The organism is Agrobacterium sp. OT33, assembly GCF_017313365.1.
In the GTDB taxonomy this organism is placed as follows: domain Bacteria; phylum Pseudomonadota; class Alphaproteobacteria; order Rhizobiales; family Rhizobiaceae; genus Agrobacterium; species Agrobacterium rhizogenes_A.
In genome coordinates, this window is sequence record NZ_JAFLMZ010000008.1 from 294,212 (window position 1) to 312,372 (window position 18,161).

14 protein-coding genes and 1 pseudogene are annotated in these 18,161 nt (G+C 57.8%); 11 read left to right on the forward strand and 4 right to left on the reverse strand.

The window, feature by feature from the left end; genetic code table 11:
• Positions 1-12 precede the first annotated feature (12 nt).
• Positions 13-789 carry a DeoR/GlpR family DNA-binding transcription regulator gene (locus JZX88_RS19910; RefSeq protein ID WP_128287355.1) on the reverse strand — a complete coding sequence of 259 codons (777 nt, stop codon included), beginning with the start codon at positions 787-789 and terminating at the stop codon, positions 13-15.
• A gap of 556 nt (positions 790-1,345) precedes the next feature.
• On the opposite strand from JZX88_RS19910, the gene JZX88_RS19915 reads away from it, so the two are divergent.
• The 3 genes and pseudogenes from JZX88_RS19915 to JZX88_RS26445 all read left to right on the forward strand — a co-directional run.
• Complete coding sequence (locus JZX88_RS19915) at positions 1,346-2,998, forward strand: Na/Pi cotransporter family protein (RefSeq protein ID WP_128287340.1); 1,653 nt, start codon at positions 1,346-1,348, stop codon at positions 2,996-2,998.
• A gap of 58 nt (positions 2,999-3,056) precedes the next feature.
• Positions 3,057-4,514 (forward strand): sucrose phosphorylase, encoded by a 1,458-nt coding sequence (gene gtfA, locus JZX88_RS19920; protein WP_128287339.1) that lies wholly within the window; start codon positions 3,057-3,059, stop codon positions 4,512-4,514.
• 78 nt (positions 4,515-4,592) lie between these two features.
• Positions 4,593-5,156: pseudogene (locus JZX88_RS26445) on the forward strand (LysR family substrate-binding domain-containing protein); the annotation flags it as partial.
• Positions 5,157-5,177: 21 nt separating this feature from the next.
• Here the strand turns inward: JZX88_RS26445 and JZX88_RS19925 are convergent.
• On the reverse strand, positions 5,178-6,080 hold the full coding sequence (locus tag JZX88_RS19925; RefSeq protein ID WP_172691247.1) for a LysR family transcriptional regulator: 903 nt from the start codon (positions 6,078-6,080) through the stop codon (positions 5,178-5,180).
• Between the two features lie 253 nt (positions 6,081-6,333).
• On the opposite strand from JZX88_RS19925, the gene nocP reads away from it, so the two are divergent.
• From nocP to JZX88_RS19950, 5 genes are all read left to right on the forward strand, one after another.
• Positions 6,334-7,107 (forward strand): nopaline ABC transporter ATP-binding protein NocP, encoded by a 774-nt coding sequence (gene nocP / locus JZX88_RS19930; RefSeq protein WP_012654959.1) that lies wholly within the window; start codon positions 6,334-6,336, stop codon positions 7,105-7,107.
• A gap of 65 nt (positions 7,108-7,172) precedes the next feature.
• Positions 7,173-8,024, forward strand: a complete 852-nt coding sequence (nocT, locus tag JZX88_RS19935; RefSeq protein WP_173995251.1) for a nopaline ABC transporter substrate-binding protein NocT — start codon at positions 7,173-7,175, stop codon at positions 8,022-8,024.
• 72 nt (positions 8,025-8,096) lie between these two features.
• On the forward strand, positions 8,097-8,807 hold the full coding sequence (gene nocQ, locus JZX88_RS19940; RefSeq protein ID WP_173995258.1) for a nopaline ABC transporter permease NocQ: 711 nt from the start codon (positions 8,097-8,099) through the stop codon (positions 8,805-8,807).
• A 1-nt stretch (position 8,808) separates the two neighbouring features.
• Positions 8,809-9,534 carry an ABC transporter permease gene (locus tag JZX88_RS19945; RefSeq protein ID WP_173995250.1) on the forward strand — a complete coding sequence of 242 codons (726 nt, stop codon included), beginning with the start codon at positions 8,809-8,811 and terminating at the stop codon, positions 9,532-9,534.
• Between the two features lie 114 nt (positions 9,535-9,648).
• Positions 9,649-10,569 (forward strand): LysR family transcriptional regulator, encoded by a 921-nt coding sequence (locus tag JZX88_RS19950; RefSeq protein WP_173995249.1) that lies wholly within the window; start codon positions 9,649-9,651, stop codon positions 10,567-10,569.
• 119 nt (positions 10,570-10,688) lie between these two features.
• Here the strand turns inward: JZX88_RS19950 and JZX88_RS19955 are convergent, their stop codons facing one another.
• Together JZX88_RS19955 and JZX88_RS19960 are read right to left on the reverse strand one after the other, a co-directional pair.
• Positions 10,689-12,644: a hydantoinase B/oxoprolinase family protein gene (locus JZX88_RS19955; RefSeq protein WP_173995248.1), complete on the reverse strand. Its 1,956-nt coding sequence runs from the start codon at positions 12,642-12,644 to the stop codon at positions 10,689-10,691.
• 3 nt (positions 12,645-12,647) lie between these two features.
• Complete coding sequence (locus JZX88_RS19960) at positions 12,648-14,684, reverse strand: hydantoinase/oxoprolinase family protein (protein WP_206914543.1); 2,037 nt, start codon at positions 14,682-14,684, stop codon at positions 12,648-12,650.
• Between the two features lie 610 nt (positions 14,685-15,294).
• Here JZX88_RS19960 and JZX88_RS19965 point away from each other — a divergent pair.
• The 3 genes from JZX88_RS19965 to JZX88_RS19975 are packed head-to-tail and all read left to right on the forward strand — an operon-like array spanning position 15,295 to position 18,118.
• Positions 15,295-16,413 carry an FAD-binding oxidoreductase gene (locus tag JZX88_RS19965; protein WP_173995719.1) on the forward strand — a complete coding sequence of 373 codons (1,119 nt, stop codon included), beginning with the start codon at positions 15,295-15,297 and terminating at the stop codon, positions 16,411-16,413.
• On the forward strand, positions 16,410-16,703 hold the full coding sequence (locus JZX88_RS19970) for a (2Fe-2S)-binding protein (RefSeq protein ID WP_174067310.1): 294 nt from the start codon (positions 16,410-16,412) through the stop codon (positions 16,701-16,703). Before JZX88_RS19965 ends, JZX88_RS19970 begins: the two co-directional genes overlap by 4 nt.
• On the forward strand, positions 16,700-18,118 hold the full coding sequence (locus JZX88_RS19975) for an NAD(P)/FAD-dependent oxidoreductase (protein ID WP_174067311.1): 1,419 nt from the start codon (positions 16,700-16,702) through the stop codon (positions 18,116-18,118). The genes JZX88_RS19970 and JZX88_RS19975 overlap by 4 nt, the downstream gene beginning before the upstream one ends.
• The last annotated feature ends 43 nt before the right edge of the window (positions 18,119-18,161 follow it).

Sequence of the window (18,161 nt, forward strand, 5' to 3'; positions counted from 1 at the left end):
CGGGCTTCGAACCTAGTTCGCGATAACGAACTTCTTCCGCAGCTTTTCAGGTACTGTCTCGATAATGCTTCGGGTTCCGGCGTCGGTGACGATGACACCGATGTCCTCGATTTTCGCAGTTACCGAGAGGCTCGATTTGGTGAACTTCGAGTGGTCCGCGACAACGATCACGCGGCTCGAAACCTCGATCATGGCGCGGGCGACACTCGCATTCACTGGCGACGAGGTGCAGATCAATCCGCGGTCAATATCGATTGACGCGGCATTGAGAATGAGTTTGTCAACATTGAACTGCCGAATGAACTGCTCGGCCAGAGGACCCCGAAAAGAGCGGTTCGTATCGGTATATTCTCCTCCGACAGAATAGATGCTCTGCCCTTCACCGCGGGTCAGTTCCTCAACGATGTCGAGACCGTTTGAAATGAACGTGAGGTTCCGGCGTCCGGCAAGCTTCCTCGCGACCTCCAGTGCCGTCGTACCGGCATCGAGGAGAACCGTGTCTCCATCGACAATCATCCCGGCGACGACGGCCGCAATTGCCGCCTTCTCGGTCTGATTCCAGACCGCACGGGCCGCGTTGGGCTTGTCCTGAGCGACTTGAGTTACACTAACAGCACCGCCGTGGGTCCTGCGCAAAAGTCCAGCCTCGTGGAGCTCGCTCAGATCTCGCCGGGCAGTCGCCACGGAAATCTGAAAGTGCTCCGTGAGTTTGCCGATCGGTACAAACTGCTCGCTGCGCAACAGCTCGACGATTTTTGCCTGACGGTCCTGAGTCGAGTTGAACACCAGCGCTTCCCTTTGGTAGAAATATGATCTATATCGATCACAATATGAGCGGAATCGTTCCTCGTCAAATGAAAGTTTCATGACAGTTTGCTGCGATGCAGCAGATGGTTAGAGCAGTTATCGATCGATTTCCCGAAACAACAGAAAAAGATTCTCCCCGAAACCATTGTTATAATGAGCGAAATCAATCAGGCAGGCAGCGACAGGCAAGAGTTGGGCAAGGGAGAGAAAAATATGACGGACTTTAATGAGATGTCGGGCGGCGTTGAGAACCTGGCAGCCAACTCACCTGTTTTTCGCAAGCCAGCAAAACGGGTCGACATCAGGTCAATCCTGCCCGCGGGGCGGCGCGGGCAGGATGCCGGTGGGCAGCGATCCTCCCTGCTCGCCCACCGGCTCCTTCGCCGAAAGACGGCTAAACCGAGCCCACTATGGAGAGCAGCCACGCGCGTCAGCTCAAAATCCAACATAGCAGATGTCCTACCTCGTACACCGCCGCATCCAGCGGGTATCTCATCGGTGGAAGCCGCTACGCAAAGATCTTGGTGAGGAGCATAGGTTGGAATCGACCATCGTCATGATCAACCTGTTCGGGGCCGTGGCATTGCTGCTGTTCGGTCTGGCTCAGGTCAAGGATGGTGCCTCGCGCGCACTTGGTTCAAAGCTAAGAACCGGTCTCGCCACCGGGACGAAAAGCAGCGTCCGATCGTTCCTGACGGGTTTCGTTGCGACCGTTGCGCTTCAGAGTTCCACAGCGACCGCGCTTATGGTTTCGTCGTTCGTTGAGCGGGAATTGATAAAGCCACGCATGGCGCAGGTCGTGCTGCTTGGAGCTAATGTCGGTACGGCTGTCACAGCCTGGATCGTTGCGACCGGCATTGAGTGGATTTCACCGTTCCTGTTGGTTGTGGGCATCATTCTTTATCGAGGCGGCTCGACCTCCCGCCAAGGCGCTGGCACGGCAATGATAGGTATCGCGCTGATGCTGCTCTCGTTGCATCTTCTCAGCGCAGCGACCGAACCCTTACGCCATTCTCAGGCGCTTGGAGCCTTCATCGGGCTGCTCGACGACGCGTGGCCTGTCGCGATGATCTTTGCCGCAATGATCGCATTTGTGTCATCTTCAAGCCTTGCCGCGGTCGTCCTCATCCTGTCATTAGCTACGACCGGCCTTTTGTCTGGTGGCCTTGTTGTCGCTCTGGTTCTCGGGGCCAATCTGGGAGGCGCGATCCCGCCGGTGATTGCTGCTCTGTCGGGGACGGCAGCCTCCAGACGCGTCACGTTGGGCAATCTGATCGTTCGGGCGATTGGCTGCGTGCTCACTCTGCCTGCGGCCAGCATTTTGGCCAACTGGCTTTCGATGTTGCCCCTCCCCTACGCCAAGCTACCAGTCGATGCGCATCTGGCCTTCAACATCGCTCTGGCGCTCCTGGCCTGGCCATTTTCCAAACTCCTCGCGCGCTGGATGACCATCCTGATCCCCGAGCAGGCCCAGACGGAGAACACCCCAAAATTTCTGGATCCGGATGAACTTTCGACGCCGATCGTGGCCCTCACCAGCGCTTCACGCGAGGTGCTTGGTGTCGGAGATCTGATCGAACGAATGCTCCTGAAAGTGTCGGACGCCTTTGAACGGAACAATGCCGCCAGGCTCAGGGATATCTCGCCGCTCGAACGTCAGGTCGACCGGCTGCAGCAAGAGGTCAAAGTCTATCTCTCGAAACTCGGGCGAGCCGGACTGTCTGAAGATGAAGGTCGCCGTTCCATCGTCATCATCGACTACGCCATCAACCTCGAGCACATCGGTGACATCATTGAAAAGGGTCTTCTGCCCGAAGTCACCAAGAAGATCGGGCAAGGCCTCAGATTCTCCGAGGACGGGTTTGCCGAGCTTCATCAGCTTTTCCAGCTGACCATCGACAATCTCAGGATCGCCCAGACGATTCTCATCACCCGTGATGTCAACCTCGCAAAACAACTTATGGAGCGAAAGATCGAGGTGCGCCACATGGAGAAACGGTCTTCGGAGCGACACCTTCAACGATTGCGCGACGGGCGGGCGGACAGCCTGCAGACGAGCTCCCTTCATCTCGACATCCTGCGTGATCTCAAACGGATCAACGCCCATATCGTTTCCGTCGCGCATCCGATCATGGACGAACAGGGGCTGCTTGGAGAAAGCCGTCTCCTCACTGGCAATTCAACTAACTGACAGACCACAACGACCCATACACCCTCCTCAGTGGAGGGCCGCAGACGAAGAGTCCCAAATGAAGAACAGAGTACAACTTATCACCTACGTCGACCGGTTAAGCGGAGGTGGCTTCCCGGAGTTGAGAGCTTTGCTCGACGGGAAGCTGCAAGGCCTGTTCGGTGGTGTCCATGCCTTGCCATTCTTCGATCCTACCGACGGTGCTGATGCCGGGTTCGATCCCACCGATCACACGATTGTCGATCCTCGCCTCGGTAACTGGGATGACGTTCGCGGCCTAGCCGGTTCCGTGGAGATCATGGCCGATCTCATTGTCAACCATGTCTCGGCGCAATCGAGCTGGTTCCAGGACTTCATCGCAAAAGGGCCTGAATCAGAATTTGCAGACATGTTCACGACATTCGGCAAGGTCTTTCCCCGTGGTGCCAGCGAGCAGGACCTCCTGAATATCTATCGGCCGCGCCCCGGCCTGCCGTTTTCAAAGGTCACGCTTGCAGATGGCAGCCAGCGGATGCTGTGGACCACATTCACCCCCCAACAGATCGACATCGATGTCCACAGTGCCCATGGCGCCTTATACCTGGAGACCATCCTCGATCGCTTTGCTGAAGCCAACGTAACGGCAATCCGCCTCGATGCCGCCGGCTACGCGATCAAGAAGGCCGGAACCAGTTGCTTCATGATTGATGAGACCTATGCCTTCCTTGCCAAGCTCGCCGAGATGGCACGGGATCGCGGGATGGAGGTTCTTGTCGAAATTCACAGTTACTATCGTGACCAGATCGAAATCGCCAGGAAGGTTGACCGCGTCTACGATTTCGCGCTGCCGCCACTGATATTGCATTCATTGTTCACGGGCGATGCGACAGCGCTGGCGCGTTGGCTGGAGATCAGCCCTCGCAACGCAATCACCGTTCTCGACACTCACGACGGGATCGGCGTCATCGATGTAGGCGCGCACAGTGATGGCCGGCCCGGACTTTTAGAACCGCAGGCAATCGACCATCTGGTCGAGGAAATTCACAGGCGCTCCGAGGGGCAGAGCCGTTTGGCAACAGGCGCTGCAGCTTCTAACCTTGATCTCTATCAGGTGAATTGCACCTATTACGACGCCCTCGGCCGTAACGACAACGACTACCTCATCGCTCGCGCAATCCAGTTTTTCGCACCCGGTATTCCGCAAGTCTACTACGTCGGCCTTTTGGGCGGGATCAATGACATGCGATTGCTGGGAGAGACTGGCGTCGGGCGTGACATCAATCGGCATTTTTACCAAGATCGGGAAATTAATCTCGCTCTTGAAACCCCGCTTGTCAAACGGCTGTCGGACTTGATCCGCTTCCGTAACACCCATCCGGCCTTCAATGGATCGTTCAAGGCATCAATCGACGGCGCCGGAAGCCTTGTTTTGATTTGGAATCTCGACGCCGCGCTCGCCGAGCTACGGATCGATTTCATCAAGCGGAAAGCGAGAATTACAGCTTCAGGTGAATGCGAAATACAGGTTTCCGGTTGAGGAAGCCGGAATGGAGCAGATGTATCTGCCGAGAGAGCCAAAGGACCATTTGGAAGCGGACATGATGAACAAAAGAGACTGGCGGGTCTCGCTAACGGCTTTCTCGGAGACTTGCTGGAAAGCTATCGCACGGCTTATCCGTCGGTCGACGTACGTGTGGAGGAGGTTTCGCAGCGGATCGCCGGCAGTCGTTTGCTCAGCCGGCGCCTTGATGTGGCTTTTCTGGCAGGTGCACCGGAAGTGCACGGCTGCACGACGACAAGGATGTGGAATGAACGTCTCGTCGTAGCACTGCCGAAAAGTCATCGTCTCGCGGAGCTGCCAAGCCTTCCCTGGGACGACCTGCGTGAAGAGACCTTTTTGAGCCCGGCTAACGATAAGGGCGTCGAAATGGAATCTTTGCTTTTAAGGAAGCTGTACGAGAGCGGGTCAAGTCCAGGCATCTCGGTCCACGACGTCGGACGGGATGACCTGCTTACCCTCGCGGCTTGCGGTTTCGGCGTGTTCATGACGCTGGAATCGACAGTCAGCGAGGATTACAGGAACCTTGCGTTCGTTCCCGTTGGTGATGACACAGACATCATTGAGTTCAGTGCGGTATTGCTCACAGAACAGCAAAATCTGCGATCTCGCCATTTCTGCGCAGCTCTACGTGTTGCGTCATCAAACTGTCTCGTACGGCAACGCCTTCAAGGCATCGAGCAAAACTGCTCGAAATTCGCTAACCAGTCGGGGCGGTGGACTGTCGGTCGGCAAAACTATGGCGAAATGGTACGGAACGATTGGATCAAAGGGCCGCTGAATAACCGGATTGGCGCTATAATAGTCGGCAGTAAAGGGATCGACGATGCCAACCCCCATTCCCCTACTTACCAGATCGCAGAGATTCAGCGCCAGACTACTTTCTATCCTGCGATTACAGTGGACGCCACAGCTGTCCAGTGCGGCGTCCGTTTGCATCCGTAGAAGGCTCACTGGAGAGAGGCAAACTAATGACTCTCCTTCAAGGTCCGTCGCATGAACAGTCTCCTTGTCTTCGAGACGATGCCCCGGCGGCAGCAGGCAGACGGCACGAAAGGAAGGGACAGGTTCGATGGTGAGACCAGGATAGTCGCCAGCCAATATCGATATTCCGAGATCGTAGTGCTGGAGCGAGACCAATTCGAGGACCGTCTGGGAGGGAACCGTGTCGAGGTAGACCGACACGTCGGGCCGACCGGCGATGAACGTCTGAATGACGCCGGACATAAAACTCAGAGCCGGCGCCGTATAACAGGCGACCCTTAGAGACCCCATGTGAGACTTCTTCAATTCAGCCGCGACTTTGTCGATGTGCTGAATCCCATTGAAATGTCGCGACACTTCCTTGAACAGAATACCGGCCTCCCGCGTAGGACGTAACCGGTTGCCCGTTCTTTCGAAGAGGCTGATCCCAATTTCCTCTTCGAGATCCCTGATCAGCCGACTGATCGCGGGCTGCGTGATCCTCACCAGATTCGCTGCTGACGTCATACCTCCTGTCAGCATGACTGCCCGGAACGCTTCTAACTGACGCGATTGAATCATTGCTTCCTCCATAACAAATACACATGGGCGCATGCCTATTACTGCCCTTGCGATATGGAAGGCAAGCTTTTAGTAACAATAGAAAAACTGGGTCCTACTCTCGAAGAATGTACGCGGTGACCACGTCAATACGTGTTTCGCCTTTGAGAATGAAAGCCGGGCAGATGCCGGTTGCGCCATTCTCGGCAGTGCTATCGGCACGGTTTTGCGTTGCATCGCAAGAGATCGGGAATGATAGAACAAGGGAACGCGAATGGACGGAACGCAGCCCACCCTGGTGGCAGAAGATATCCATAAGAACTTTGGAACGCTGGAAGTTCTGAAGGGCATTTCACTCACGGCCAATAAAGGCGATGTGGTTTCGATTATCGGCAGCTCCGGCTCCGGTAAGAGCACTTTCTTGCGCTGTATGAACTTCCTCGAAACCCCGAACAAGGGCCGTATCGCAGTTGGGCAGGAAGAGGTCGTCGTCAAAACGGATGCGGCTGGCCGATTGATCGGCGTCGATCGCAAAAAGATCGAACGCATGCGGATGCAACTCGGCATGGTGTTCCAGAGCTTCAATCTGTGGGGGCATATGACTGTCCTGCAGAACGTTATGGAAGGCCCCGTACACGTTCTCAAACAGCCCAAGGGCGACGTGCGCGACCGTGCAATGGATTTCCTGGACAAGGTTGGTATTGCCGACAAGCACGACGCCTACCCGTCTCAATTGTCAGGTGGACAACAACAGCGCGTCAGCATCGCACGCGCACTGGCTATGCAGCCGAGCGCGCTTCTCTTCGACGAACCAACCTCTGCCCTCGATCCGGAATTGGTGGGCGAAGTCCTGAAGGTGATCAGGAAGCTCGCCGAAGAGGGGCGGACAATGGTCGTGGTAACGCACGAAATGGGTTTTGCTCGCGACGTATCGAGCAAGGTTCTCTTCCTCGAGAAGGGGCAAATCGAAGAGCAGGGAACGCCGCAAGAAGTGTTCCAGAATCCGACGTCACCAAGGTGTCGGGCCTTCCTCTCCAGCGTTCTGTGAGCGAGCAGGCGCGCAGAAGAGTCAACATTCGAAAATAAACAATAACAGCAACAGAGGTGAACGTCATGAAATTCTTCAACTTGAATGCGCTTGCGGCAATTGTGACTGGCGTCCTTGTCGCGGCGGGCCCGTCAGTGGCCAAGGACTACAAAAACATCACAATTGCGACCGAAGGATCTTACGCGCCCTACAACTTCAAGGATGCGGGCGGAAAGCTGATCGGCTTCGACATCGATCTCGGAAACGACCTTTGCAAGCGCATGAACATTGAATGCAAATTCGTCGAGCAGGCTTGGGATGGGATCATACCTTCCCTTACCGCGGGTCGGTACGATGCCATTATGGCGGCAATGGGCATCCAGCCGGCGCGCGAAAAAGTCATTTCGTTCTCCCGCCCGTATCTCCTCACGCCGATGACGTTCCTGACGACAGCGGACAGCCCGCTTCTGAAAACCCAGGCGGCAATCGAGAACCTTCCGCTCGACAATATCACCCCCGACCAGAAAGCCGAGTTGGATAAGTTCACCAAGGTTTTTGAGGGCGTGAAGTTCGGCGTTCAGGCCGGTACATCTCATGAAGCGTTCATGAAACAGATGATGCCCAGCGTTCAGATTTCGACCTACGACACCATCGACAACGTTGTGATGGATCTGAAGGCAGGCCGGATCGACGCGAGCCTGGCTTCGGTCAGCTTCCTGAAGCCTCTAACGGACAAGCCCGACAACAAGGACCTGAAGATGTTTGGCCCGAGGATGACGGGGGGATTATTCGGAAAGGGTGTCGGCGTTGGCATCCGCAAAGAGGATACCGATCTCAAAGCTCTGTTCGACAAAGCAATTGATGCCGCTATCGCGGACGGCACCGTCCAGAAGCTGTCCCAACAGTGGTTCGGTTACGACGCGTCTCCCAAGCAGTAATCACTTTCAGTTGGAGCGTCGGCACTCGTGTGGCCGGCGCTCTATCCGTTTTGCAAGCTTGAGGCGTGGTCGATGGATTTAACACTATTGCAATGGGGAGATGCCGGCTGGGGCGATGAATTGGTGCGCGGGGCGATGATGACTGTTGTCGTCGCAGCCTGTTCGTACTTTTTCGGAATCATCTTTGGTTCGATTTTTGCTGCGGCAAAGCTATCCCGTTTCTGGTCACTACGCCTGCTCGGTGACGTCTATACGACGGTCGTTCGCGGCGTCCCTGAACTGCTCATCATCTTTCTGGTATTCTTCGGTGGCGGCACACTCCTGCGCACCATCGCCAATGGACTGTTCGGATACGAGGGGTACATCGAGCCTCCAATCTTCGTGATCGGCGTCCTCTGCATCAGCGTGAGTGCCGGAGCATATGCCACCGAGGTCATTCGCGCTGCCGTTCTCGCTGTTCCCCCCGGCCAGATCGAAGCGGCGAAATCCATTGGGATGGGTCCATGGCTGCGGCTGCGCCGGGTGCTGATCCCACAAGCGGCTAGGTTCGCCCTCCCAGGCCTTGGAAATGTCTGGCAGTTCACGCTCAAGGACACGTCGCTAATCTCCGTTGTCGGCCTGGTCGAAATCATGCGGACAGCGGCGATGGGCGCAGGTTCGACGAAGCAGCCCTTTACCTTCTATATCACCGCCTTCGTGATCTTCCTTCTTCTTTCCTCCGTGTCAAATCGGGGCTTTCTCAAAGCTGAAAAGTGGGCGAACCGCGGTGTGAGGAGCCAATAATATGGATATTCAGCTCATCACCGAGTCCTTCCCCAAACTCATTGCTGCCGTCCCCACGACGCTGGCGCTCGCGTTTATATCGCTCCTCATCGGATTTGTTGTTTCAGTGCCTGTCGCGCTTATACGGCTTTCGAAAAACCGCATCGTTTCTTCGGTAGCATACGGCTACGTCTACCTGATCAGATCGACCCCGCTTCTGGTGCAGATGTTCCTGATTTACTACGGGTCGGCTCAGTTCAGAGGGTTTCTCACGGAAATTGGTCTGTGGTCGTCGTTCCGCGAACCGTGGTTTTGCGCGATCCTCGCTCTGGCCCTCAATACCGCGGCCTATACCAGCGAAATCATCCGGGGCGGCATACAGGCGGTTCCTCTAGGGCAGATCGAAGCCGCGCGCGCTGTCGGCATGTCCACAATTCTCCAGTTCAGGAGAATCGTGTTCCCGATCGCCATCCGGCAAGCGTTGCCGGCCTATGGCAACGAAGTGATGCTCATCATCAAATCGACGTCGCTTGCTTCGACAATCACTATCGTCGAAGTGACCGGTCTGGCGAAGCAGATCATCTCGGCCACCTACAGCCCGGTCGAAGTGTTCATCGTCGCCGGTGCGATCTACCTGTCCATCACGTTCGTTGTCAGCCGTCTGGTCATGCTGGCGGAGTGGTGGCTCAATCCGCACATGCGCGCCCGGGTGGGCGGGACGGTTCCGAAGGCCGTGGAGACGCACTAGAACTCGGAAATCCCCGTTGGATTACCGAGCGAAAGAGTGCGCTCAGGCGAATGTCGACGTAACATTCAAATCTTCGGGTTTGAATGTTACGTTGCTTTGTATTGGTGAGCGGAGATGTCGTATCAAATAGAGATCGGAAGCATCCGCTGTTTTGTCGTTGCCGCTGAAGAACTACATTTCCGCAGGGCCGCGATCCGACTAAACATGTCGCAACCGACGCTCAGCCAGCAGATCAAGCGGCTCGAAGATCTCATGGGTGTGCAACTGTTCATCCGCTCTACGCGGCGCGTAGAGTTGACGCGCGCGGGGGTGTCATTCCTTGATCACGCCCGCGAAATTCTCTTGAAGCTTGACGAGGCAATCCTCAACGCCAAGCTGGAAGCCGGCGGGCTCAGCCCCGGCGGTGAAGAGCTGGTTATCGGAGCGATCAGCCCGGCCACCAGTCAACTGCTACCCTTGGTCCTAAGTCGTTTCCGGCAAAGGTTTCCCAGAACACGACTTGTCGTCAAGGAGCTCGATTCCATCGAGCTTCTGCGAGGGATCGAGCGTGGTGACTTCCATGTCGGCTTGATGCGACCGCCATCCAACAGCAATCTGGTACGGTTTCGACACCTGCTCTCGGAGCGATTTGTTGCCGTCATGCCTCGCCAATCGGCACTTGCGAGAAAGCCGGCATTGAGATTGTCAGATTTCGCCGGACACGGTGTTTTCGCGCTCAAGCGCTTCGAGCTATCGAGTTTTGAGACTGTATTCGAGCAACTTTCCGGCGCCGGCCTGCTAATCGAGAACGACATAGCGGTCTCCGACACCAACACAGCTCTGGCCCTGGTGACTGCCGGCGTCGGGATCACATTCCTGCCAGAGTGGGTGTCTGCGATGGCCACCGACGGCGTTGTTACCCGAGTTGTGGACGATATGTCCGTCGAAATTTCAATGGCCGTGGGCTGGAATCCGGATTGCCCGGTTCCGGGGATACTGCCTTTTGTCGAGTTTGCGACGTTGGCTGCGCAAAACCTGATTTCAGCGCGAAAATAGCGGCGCTTGTGAAATCCTGATTGAACAAAGGATGCCTCCTGAAGGAGGCATCCCTTCCAATAGCCGCACTTTCTGACGACCGTTCACACTAACTGCTCACGATCACAAGACCATCGCCGCTACAACCGGCCGGCTTCTTCGGCGATGACTTGATCCAGTTTCACGGCATCGACCCGCTCACCTTTCGCCAACAGGCGGTGATGAACGCGATCGACGAGCTGGCTGCGGATGCGCTGTTCATAGGTCAGTGCCCGCGATGCCAGTTCCCTGCGTGTCTGCTGCGACCACACGTGGTCCTGTCGCTGGCGTTCGATGCAGAAATTGAAGTCGTCTGACCTTCGGTTCCCGCGTTCGCGGCGATGTTCCGCAGTCGCCGCCTCGTCAATCTTGCCGTCCCGGTCGAAGACGACAGCATAGACGTCGGCGGCCCGCTCGGGCGAAAGCATGCCGTTTTCGATCTCGCGTGCGATCGCCGCGACATCCCGTTCGAGAGGTTCGCCGAACGCCCCACCTGTGGAACTGGTGATCCTGAGAATATCACCCTGTCCGAGCTCCAGCACCGAGATCTTGCCGACCGATCGCTCAGCGGGCCGGTCGGGATTGACGACCGCCTTGCCCAGGAGACCAATCTCTCCCCCCTTGAAGCCCCACGGCGCAAACACAAACCGGTTGAGGTTTCTGACCGTTATGATCGCGCGATTTGACGTGTTTTCCATTTCGATTTCGAGTGCGGCGCCGCTGACGAACCGACCCGCGCGGCGGCTGTCCGGAACAAGGCGCAGCGCCCGCATGACCAGCACCGTTTCGATCTCGATGACTTCGACTGGCACGCTGCGCTGTGAGTAGCGCACTTCCGATCCGTCCAGGCCGTCAACGCCACGGCGGGCACCGCCGCCGCCGTCGATCGTGCCCACCACGTTGACACGGTCACGGCCTGTACGAGGATCGGGAGCCGAAACAACGATGACGCCGCTCATGCCGCCGCCGGCCGCTGCAAGCCCCTCCGGCAGCGCTTGATTGAGGCAGCCCAGAATAACATCGTAGGCGCGTGTCGCGGACGCGGCACGCGAGCCGCCGGATGCGGGAAAAACTGCGTTGAGGACCGTGCCGCGTGGAGCGTGACCATGGATGGCCCGCAAGATACCGGAGTTGCGCGGTGTTAGCGGATCAACGGTCAGAATGTAGGCATACAGGCACTGGATGATATACGGATGGGTCGTTGCCCCCGTCACCAAGTTATATGCGGCCGCCAATTGCGGATCCGTCCCGGTAAAATCGACCTCGATCTCACTGTCCTTCACCGTCATAGTCACGCTGAAATAGGCGAGCTGACCATCATTAATCCCTTCCAGATAATCGGAGAAGGTGTAGACACCGTCCCGGATCGTCCTGATAACTGCGCGAGCCTTCGTTTCCGCGTAGTTGATGACGTCCTGCATCCCCTCCTCGACACTCTCACGACCATATCGCTCGCAAAGCTCGTTGACCCGCCGGTCCATGCTCTTCAGGCCCGAGATCATCGCCTGAATGTCGCCCCACAACTCGGTCGGAATACGGCTGTTGTCCTGGAAGATCGACTTGATCGCATCGTTCAAAACCCCACCTTCATAGAGCTTCATTGGCCTGACCCGGAGGCCCTCCTGGAAAACTTCCGTGAAGGCTGGCGAGATACTTCCTGGAACGGCGCCGCCGATATCGGACGCATGGACAAAGGCCCAGCCGATCGCGATCAGCTTCTCATCGTAGAAGATCGGATAAAGCAGCGTAACGTCCATCAGGTGCGTCACCAGACCGTCCGTCGCAAAGGGATCGTTGGTGATGATGATATCGCCTGGCTTCAGGTTCTCCCGGCCGATGGCATCCAGCGTCGGCTTCAACGGGGAGCCGACGAAGACATTGACGCCAGACAACATCGGATAAGCGAACATTTCGCCTTCGGCAGTCGCAATCGCACACTGGTAATCCTGCACGATCTTAACAAAAGTCGTGTGGGCGGTGCGGTAGATCGCGGCAGAGGCTTCTTCGACAATCGCGTTGAAGCGATTGTTCATGACGGCAGTACGAACGGCATCCATTGATCAGCTCCGGGTCATGAGGATTGCGCCATAGGCTCCGACGCGCGCAACGAACTCCGGCGGAACGACGATCGTCGCATCACGCTGCTCAATGACGGCCGGCCCCTGGATCGCATCGTTGGGGGTGAGAGACGCGCGATCGAAGACGCGTACCTCAGGAATGAGTTTGTTCTGGAAGCGCATCGAACGAACCCCTTTGAGCGCATCGCCAGCCCCAGACGTTTCAGGTGTGGAGGGCTGAGGTATCGACATCGATCCACGCACGCGCATGCGCAGGTCGACGAATTCGACCGGCGCCGCTTTGTCGGCGTGGCTGTAGATGCGTTCGTGCTCCTGGTGGAAGGCGGCATGCATTGCGGCGATGTCGTGCGCTTCGATCGCCGTATCCGGCAGCCGCACGTCGACCTGGAAGGACTGTCCGACATAACGCATCTCGGCCCAGCACTCGAACGTTTTCGACACGAGACGCTCCGGCGGTACCTGCCGCGATAACCATTCGGCTCCCTGCTCGCGAAGGACCTGAAACTTCTTCGCGATGAGAGAACCATCGATATCAAGGCCGTGGACGGTTTCGAGTGCGTCGTTGCTCAAATCAGAAACGAGGCCTCCGAGGGCGCAAAAGACGGAGGGCGTCGCCGGCACCAGGACGCGGTTCACGCCGATCTCGGCCGCAAGGAGCGGCCCCTGGATCGCGCCAGCGCCGCCATAAACGAGCACTGTCAGATCTTCAGGATCGACGCCCTGTCGAGCCAGATACGGCAGGACGCCCGCTACCATGTTCGAGCTTGCGACGGTGACGCACATTTCCGCGGCGCTGAGAACGTCCGTCTTGAGAGTCTCCGCAATCGGCGCCATAGCGCGTTCGGCGGCATGACGATCGAGCTGCATATCGCCGCCAAGAAGGGCTTCAGGCAAATAGCCCGCAAGTAAAAAGGCATCGGTCAGCGTGGGTTCCGTGCCGCCTCGGCTGAAGCAGGCAGGGCCAGGATAGGACCCAGCACTGCGCGGGCCGATACGCAACACCCCGCCATCAATCGTGACGACCGAACCGCCGCCTGCGCCGATCGCCTCGATGCTGGTAACTGGCATGACAACCGGAAACTCACCCACCTCGGCCGAAGTCGAGGTCAGAGCTTCGCCATCGCGCACGAGCGAGATGTCAGTGCTGGTGCCACCCATGTCCATGGTGAGGATGTTATGTTCGCCCAAGGCGCGGCCGAGATATTGCACAGCCGTCACGCCAGACGCCGGACCCGACAGAAGCGTATGGACGGGGAAGTTGCGCGCCTCACAGGCGGCCATCGCACCACCGTTCGAGCGTGTGACGAAAAGTTGCGACCCCGGCAGCCGTTCAGCCACATAGGTTTCGACCGCACCGATATACTCGTTCATCCGGCGTTTCACGAAAGCGTTGAGCACACTGACGATCGCTCTTTCGTATTCTCCGATCCGCGGCCAGATCTCGCTGGACAGACTGACTTCGGCATCCTCGCCGACCGCTTTACGGATAACCCGCGCGACCGCTTTTTCATGCTGCGGGTTGGCGTAGCTGTGAAGCAGCGCGACGGCATAGCCGGCAGCACCTGCGTCGGCTGCACGACGGGCAAGTGCCTCGACTGCGGCCTCGTCGATCGAGGTTCGAACCAAGCCGCCGCGCAGCAGGCGTTCCTCAACCTCGAAAACCATCTCGCGATCGATCAGCGGCCTGGTTCGGGTCTCGAACAGGTTCAGAGGGTTGCGGACGCCGATCCGCTGCAGTTCGAGCAGATCCCTGTATCCCTTCGTTACGAAGAACGCGATCTTCGGGCCTTTTCGCTCGATTACGGCATTCGTGCTGACCGTGGTGCCGTGCATGACGAAGGCTGCCTCGCCCGGCTCGGGCGCGAGCCGTTCCAGTAGTTTTTCGAATCCCTCGCGGAAACCGTTTTCGAAAGCGGGAGGAGTCGAAGGAACCTTCAGAGTGACGATCCTGTCCTCTCCTTCACGCCACCCGCAAAAATCTGTGAACGTCCCACCGATATCAACGCCGATTCTAAGCATCTGCCGCTCACCCTCGCTTCTTCAGTTGGTCGGCCTGCGGGGTATTTCGATCTGTTCTGATCTGCATGAAACCTGTCTCCGTCCTGGAATGATCATCGCGATATTTCAGCGATGAATACGCTGCTCACTCCGTTTGGAGAATTTGCATATCCCACCGATTGATTGGCAACGGCAATCAATCGGAACGGATGAGACTCGCCTGCTTATAGAAACTGAGGGCGACGAAGGAGACTGAGATTAACCGGTCGCGTCCTGTGGTTCGCGACGGCCACCAGGACCGTGCCGCCTTCATAACATTTGAACATCGCCGTATGCCTATTACTGCCCTTGTAGCATGGACGGCAACGCCTTATCCCTAAGCTGGAAGGCAAGAATTCCAAGATAGCCAGATCTGCAATCGACCCGCTTCACATAGTGATCATCTGTTCAAGACTGATGAAACCGAAGCAAAGAAGGTCCTCAAAACTTGGCCGTCAAACGGCGACAGCTGGACACACTGTATAGCCGACCGCACGAGGACTGAAGGATGCGTCTGGCTCACTGGGGGCTAATGGCCACGGATCGAACGTTTCGCCCGGGCACGGAAGCCTTCGTATTGTGAGAAGGTTAAATGGATCACGAGTTCGAGACAGCCATTGTTGGCGGCGGCGTAGTGGGCGCCGCAATTGGATACGGGTTAGCTAAGTTGGGGCGCCGGGTGATCATCATCGATGGCGCGGACGATGCGCTGCGCGCGTCCCGAACGAATTTCGGCCTGATCTGGGTTCAGGGCAAGGGCGACGAATATCCTGAATACCATCGCATCACGCGGCAAAGCGCTGAGCTGTGGCCAGGTTTTGCATCCGAGTTGAAAGAACTGACAGGTGTCGACGTGGAGTACCGCCGCAACGGTGGTTTGCTCTTTTGTGTGTCGGAAGCTCAGGCGGAAGAAGAAAAAGCGATCGGCGAGAAGATGGCTGCCATTCATCCTGACTATCGCTTCGAGATGCTGGAGCGCTCGCGCGTTGAGCGCATGCTTCCCGACATCCGTCTCGGGCCGAAGGTGTGTTCAGCGTCGTTCAGTCATATGGACGGTGACGTCAATCCTCTGCTGGTCCTTCGCGCTCTGCTGGACGGATTTGTGCGCCTCGGTGGAACCTTGATGACGGGCGAACACGTCGACAGCATCGCGCCCACGCTTGGCGGCTTCCGACTGGCGACGGATGGCCTCATGATAGAGGCGGAGCGGGTGATTATTGCAGCGGGAAATGACTCCATGGCTTTTGCCAAGAGCCTGGACCTTCCGCTTCTGCTCGTCCCGGAAAAGGGGCAGCTTCTCATCACGGAACGGGTCGCCCCGGTTTTCCCTTACGCCGCCAGCGGTATCCGTCAGACCATGACGGGCACGTTTCAACTCGGCGTTACGAATGAACGTGTGGGCCGGTCTACAGACGTGACAGCTGCCGGCGCACGTCATATCGCCAATCGCGCGATCAATGTGATGCCTGACGTCGGCGCGTTGCGTGTCATACGGCAGTGGGCGGGACTACGCGTGCTGACCCCGGACGGGGTGCCTGTCTACGATCGGTCGCGGCGATACCCAGGTATCCACGTCGTCGCATGCCATTCCGGCGTCACCCTTGCCGCTCTGCATGCAGGTCCTTTTGCCGAATGGTTGGCAGCCGGTGGAAGGGAGCCATCCTACGACGCTTTTCGCGGCAGCCGATTCAAGATGGGGATCGCGGCGTGACGAGTGAAGTTCTCTTTCCCTCCGGCCAAGTCGTGGAAATCACCGTCGACGGTCGTCTCGTGACCGCTCGCGATGGAGAGCCTCTGGCCGCCGTCTTTCTGCGTCTGGACGACATCCATACGCGGACCTCCTTTCCTTCCGCCCAGCCCAGGGCGCCCTACTGCATGATGGGCGTCTGTTTCGAATGTGTCGTGCACGTCGAAGACATCGGCACTATCCGAAGCTGTCAGCAAACGGTTCACGCCGGCATGAGGGTCGAACGCCATGACCATCCGAAGAGGCTGAAATGAACCCGAAATCGAGCGCCGACCTGTTAATCGTCGGAGCTGGCCCCGCTGGCATGGCCGCAGCGCGGCGAGCTGTGCGCAGCGGCCTATCCGTCATCGTGCTGGATTCGCAATCACAGCCCGGAGGTCAGATCTGGCGCAATGCCGGCCGCAACGCGACGAGCCCAGTCATAAACGTTCTGGGGGCGGAATATCGACGCGGCATCCGGCAAGTCGAAGCATTCCTGGCCTGTGGCGCCGACTACATCCCGGATGCTCAGGTAAGCAGGCTCAGCCAGGGTTGGACGGTGGAATACGTCAGGGGCGGAGAAATTCGCTCTGTCATGGGACGGCATCTCTTGCTCGCTACGGGCGCACAGGAACGCCCGGTTCCGTTCACCGGCTGGACGCTACCCGGCGTCATGACGGTCGGCGCCGCACAGATCCTATTGAAAACGGCAGGTCAGTTGCCGAGAGGTCCCATTGCCGTCGTCGGCAGCGGGCCTCTCCCGCTCCTATACATGCAGCAGATGCGGCTCGCGGGGGCAAAGCCGGTCGCTTATCTCGATACGACCCCACGGGGTCTCATCAGCCGTTCGCTGCGCGGTTTTCGCGGGGCGCTAAAGGAGCCCGGCCAAATCCTGAAAGGGATTGCCTGGTTACCGCAGTTCAGTGGCATTCGGCACGTACGCAACGTGGTCAAAATCAGCGCCGAAGGAAGCGGACGACTGGAAACTGTACGGTTCGAAACTTCAAACGGCAGGCCTGACCGATTGGAGGTCAAATCCCTTCTTGTTCACGAGGGGCTGGTGCCAAGCCATCAGTTGGCGGTGTCGGTTGGCGCGCAACTGATGTGGGATGTCGGCCAGTCAGCGTTCCGGCTTGAGCGCGACGAGTGGATGAACGCAGGTCCGGACGGACTGTACATAGCCGGGGACGGTGCTCGGATCGGCGGCGCCGTCAATGCCGAGATCGAAGGAGAGATCGCCGCGACCGGTATCCTTCTTCGTGACGGCGCCCTGACGGCCGCTCAGGCGGATGCCGAGACAAAACCGCTAAGGGCACATCATGCCGGGCAAAAGGCGTTCCGGCGATTTCTGGATGGAGTCTATCCGCCGAATATTGCGCGGACCCAGCCTGACGACGCAACGATCGTCTGCCGGTGCGAAGAGTTGAGCGCGGGCGTGTTGAGGGAAGCTGCTGTCCGTGGCGCTTGCCGAGGCCCTAACCAGCTGAAGAGTTTTACACGCGCGGGCATGGGTCCCTGTCAGGGAAGGCAGTGCGGCTACCCGGTGCACGAACTGGTGAAGTCCGTCGCCGGTCTGACCGCCGGCGAGGTCGGCCTATTCAATCCGCGGCCTCCCTTTGTTCCCCTAACGGTATCGATGCTTGCAGCTCAGCAGGCCGAGGAAGTCGTTTCAGCGTCGACACATGAGTGATCGTTCGGCCATCGCCACAGCGTGGTGACCAAAGTTGCAGTCA

Bases quoted from the DNA above. Each gene is read 5' to 3' on its own strand.
- nocP (WP_012654959.1), top strand. From the start codon at position 6,334: ATGGACGGAACGCAGCCCACCCTGGTGGCAGAAGATATCCATAAGAAC.
- JZX88_RS19955 (WP_173995248.1), bottom strand. From the start codon at position 12,644: ATGGATGCCGTTCGTACTGCCGTCATGAACAATCGCTTCAACGCGATT.
- JZX88_RS19945 (WP_173995250.1), top strand. From the start codon at position 8,809: ATGGATATTCAGCTCATCACCGAGTCCTTCCCCAAACTCATTGCTGCC.
- JZX88_RS19975 (WP_174067311.1), top strand. From the start codon at position 16,700: ATGAACCCGAAATCGAGCGCCGACCTGTTAATCGTCGGAGCTGGCCCC.
- nocQ (WP_173995258.1), top strand. From the start codon at position 8,097: ATGGATTTAACACTATTGCAATGGGGAGATGCCGGCTGGGGCGATGAA.
- gtfA (WP_128287339.1), top strand. From the start codon at position 3,057: ATGAAGAACAGAGTACAACTTATCACCTACGTCGACCGGTTAAGCGGA.
- JZX88_RS19950 (WP_173995249.1), top strand. From the start codon at position 9,649: ATGTCGTATCAAATAGAGATCGGAAGCATCCGCTGTTTTGTCGTTGCC.
- JZX88_RS19960 (WP_206914543.1), bottom strand. From the start codon at position 14,684: ATGCTTAGAATCGGCGTTGATATCGGTGGGACGTTCACAGATTTTTGC.
- nocT (WP_173995251.1), top strand. From the start codon at position 7,173: ATGAAATTCTTCAACTTGAATGCGCTTGCGGCAATTGTGACTGGCGTC.
- JZX88_RS19965 (WP_173995719.1), top strand. From the start codon at position 15,295: ATGGATCACGAGTTCGAGACAGCCATTGTTGGCGGCGGCGTAGTGGGC.
- JZX88_RS19925 (WP_172691247.1), bottom strand. From the start codon at position 6,080: ATGATTCAATCGCGTCAGTTAGAAGCGTTCCGGGCAGTCATGCTGACA.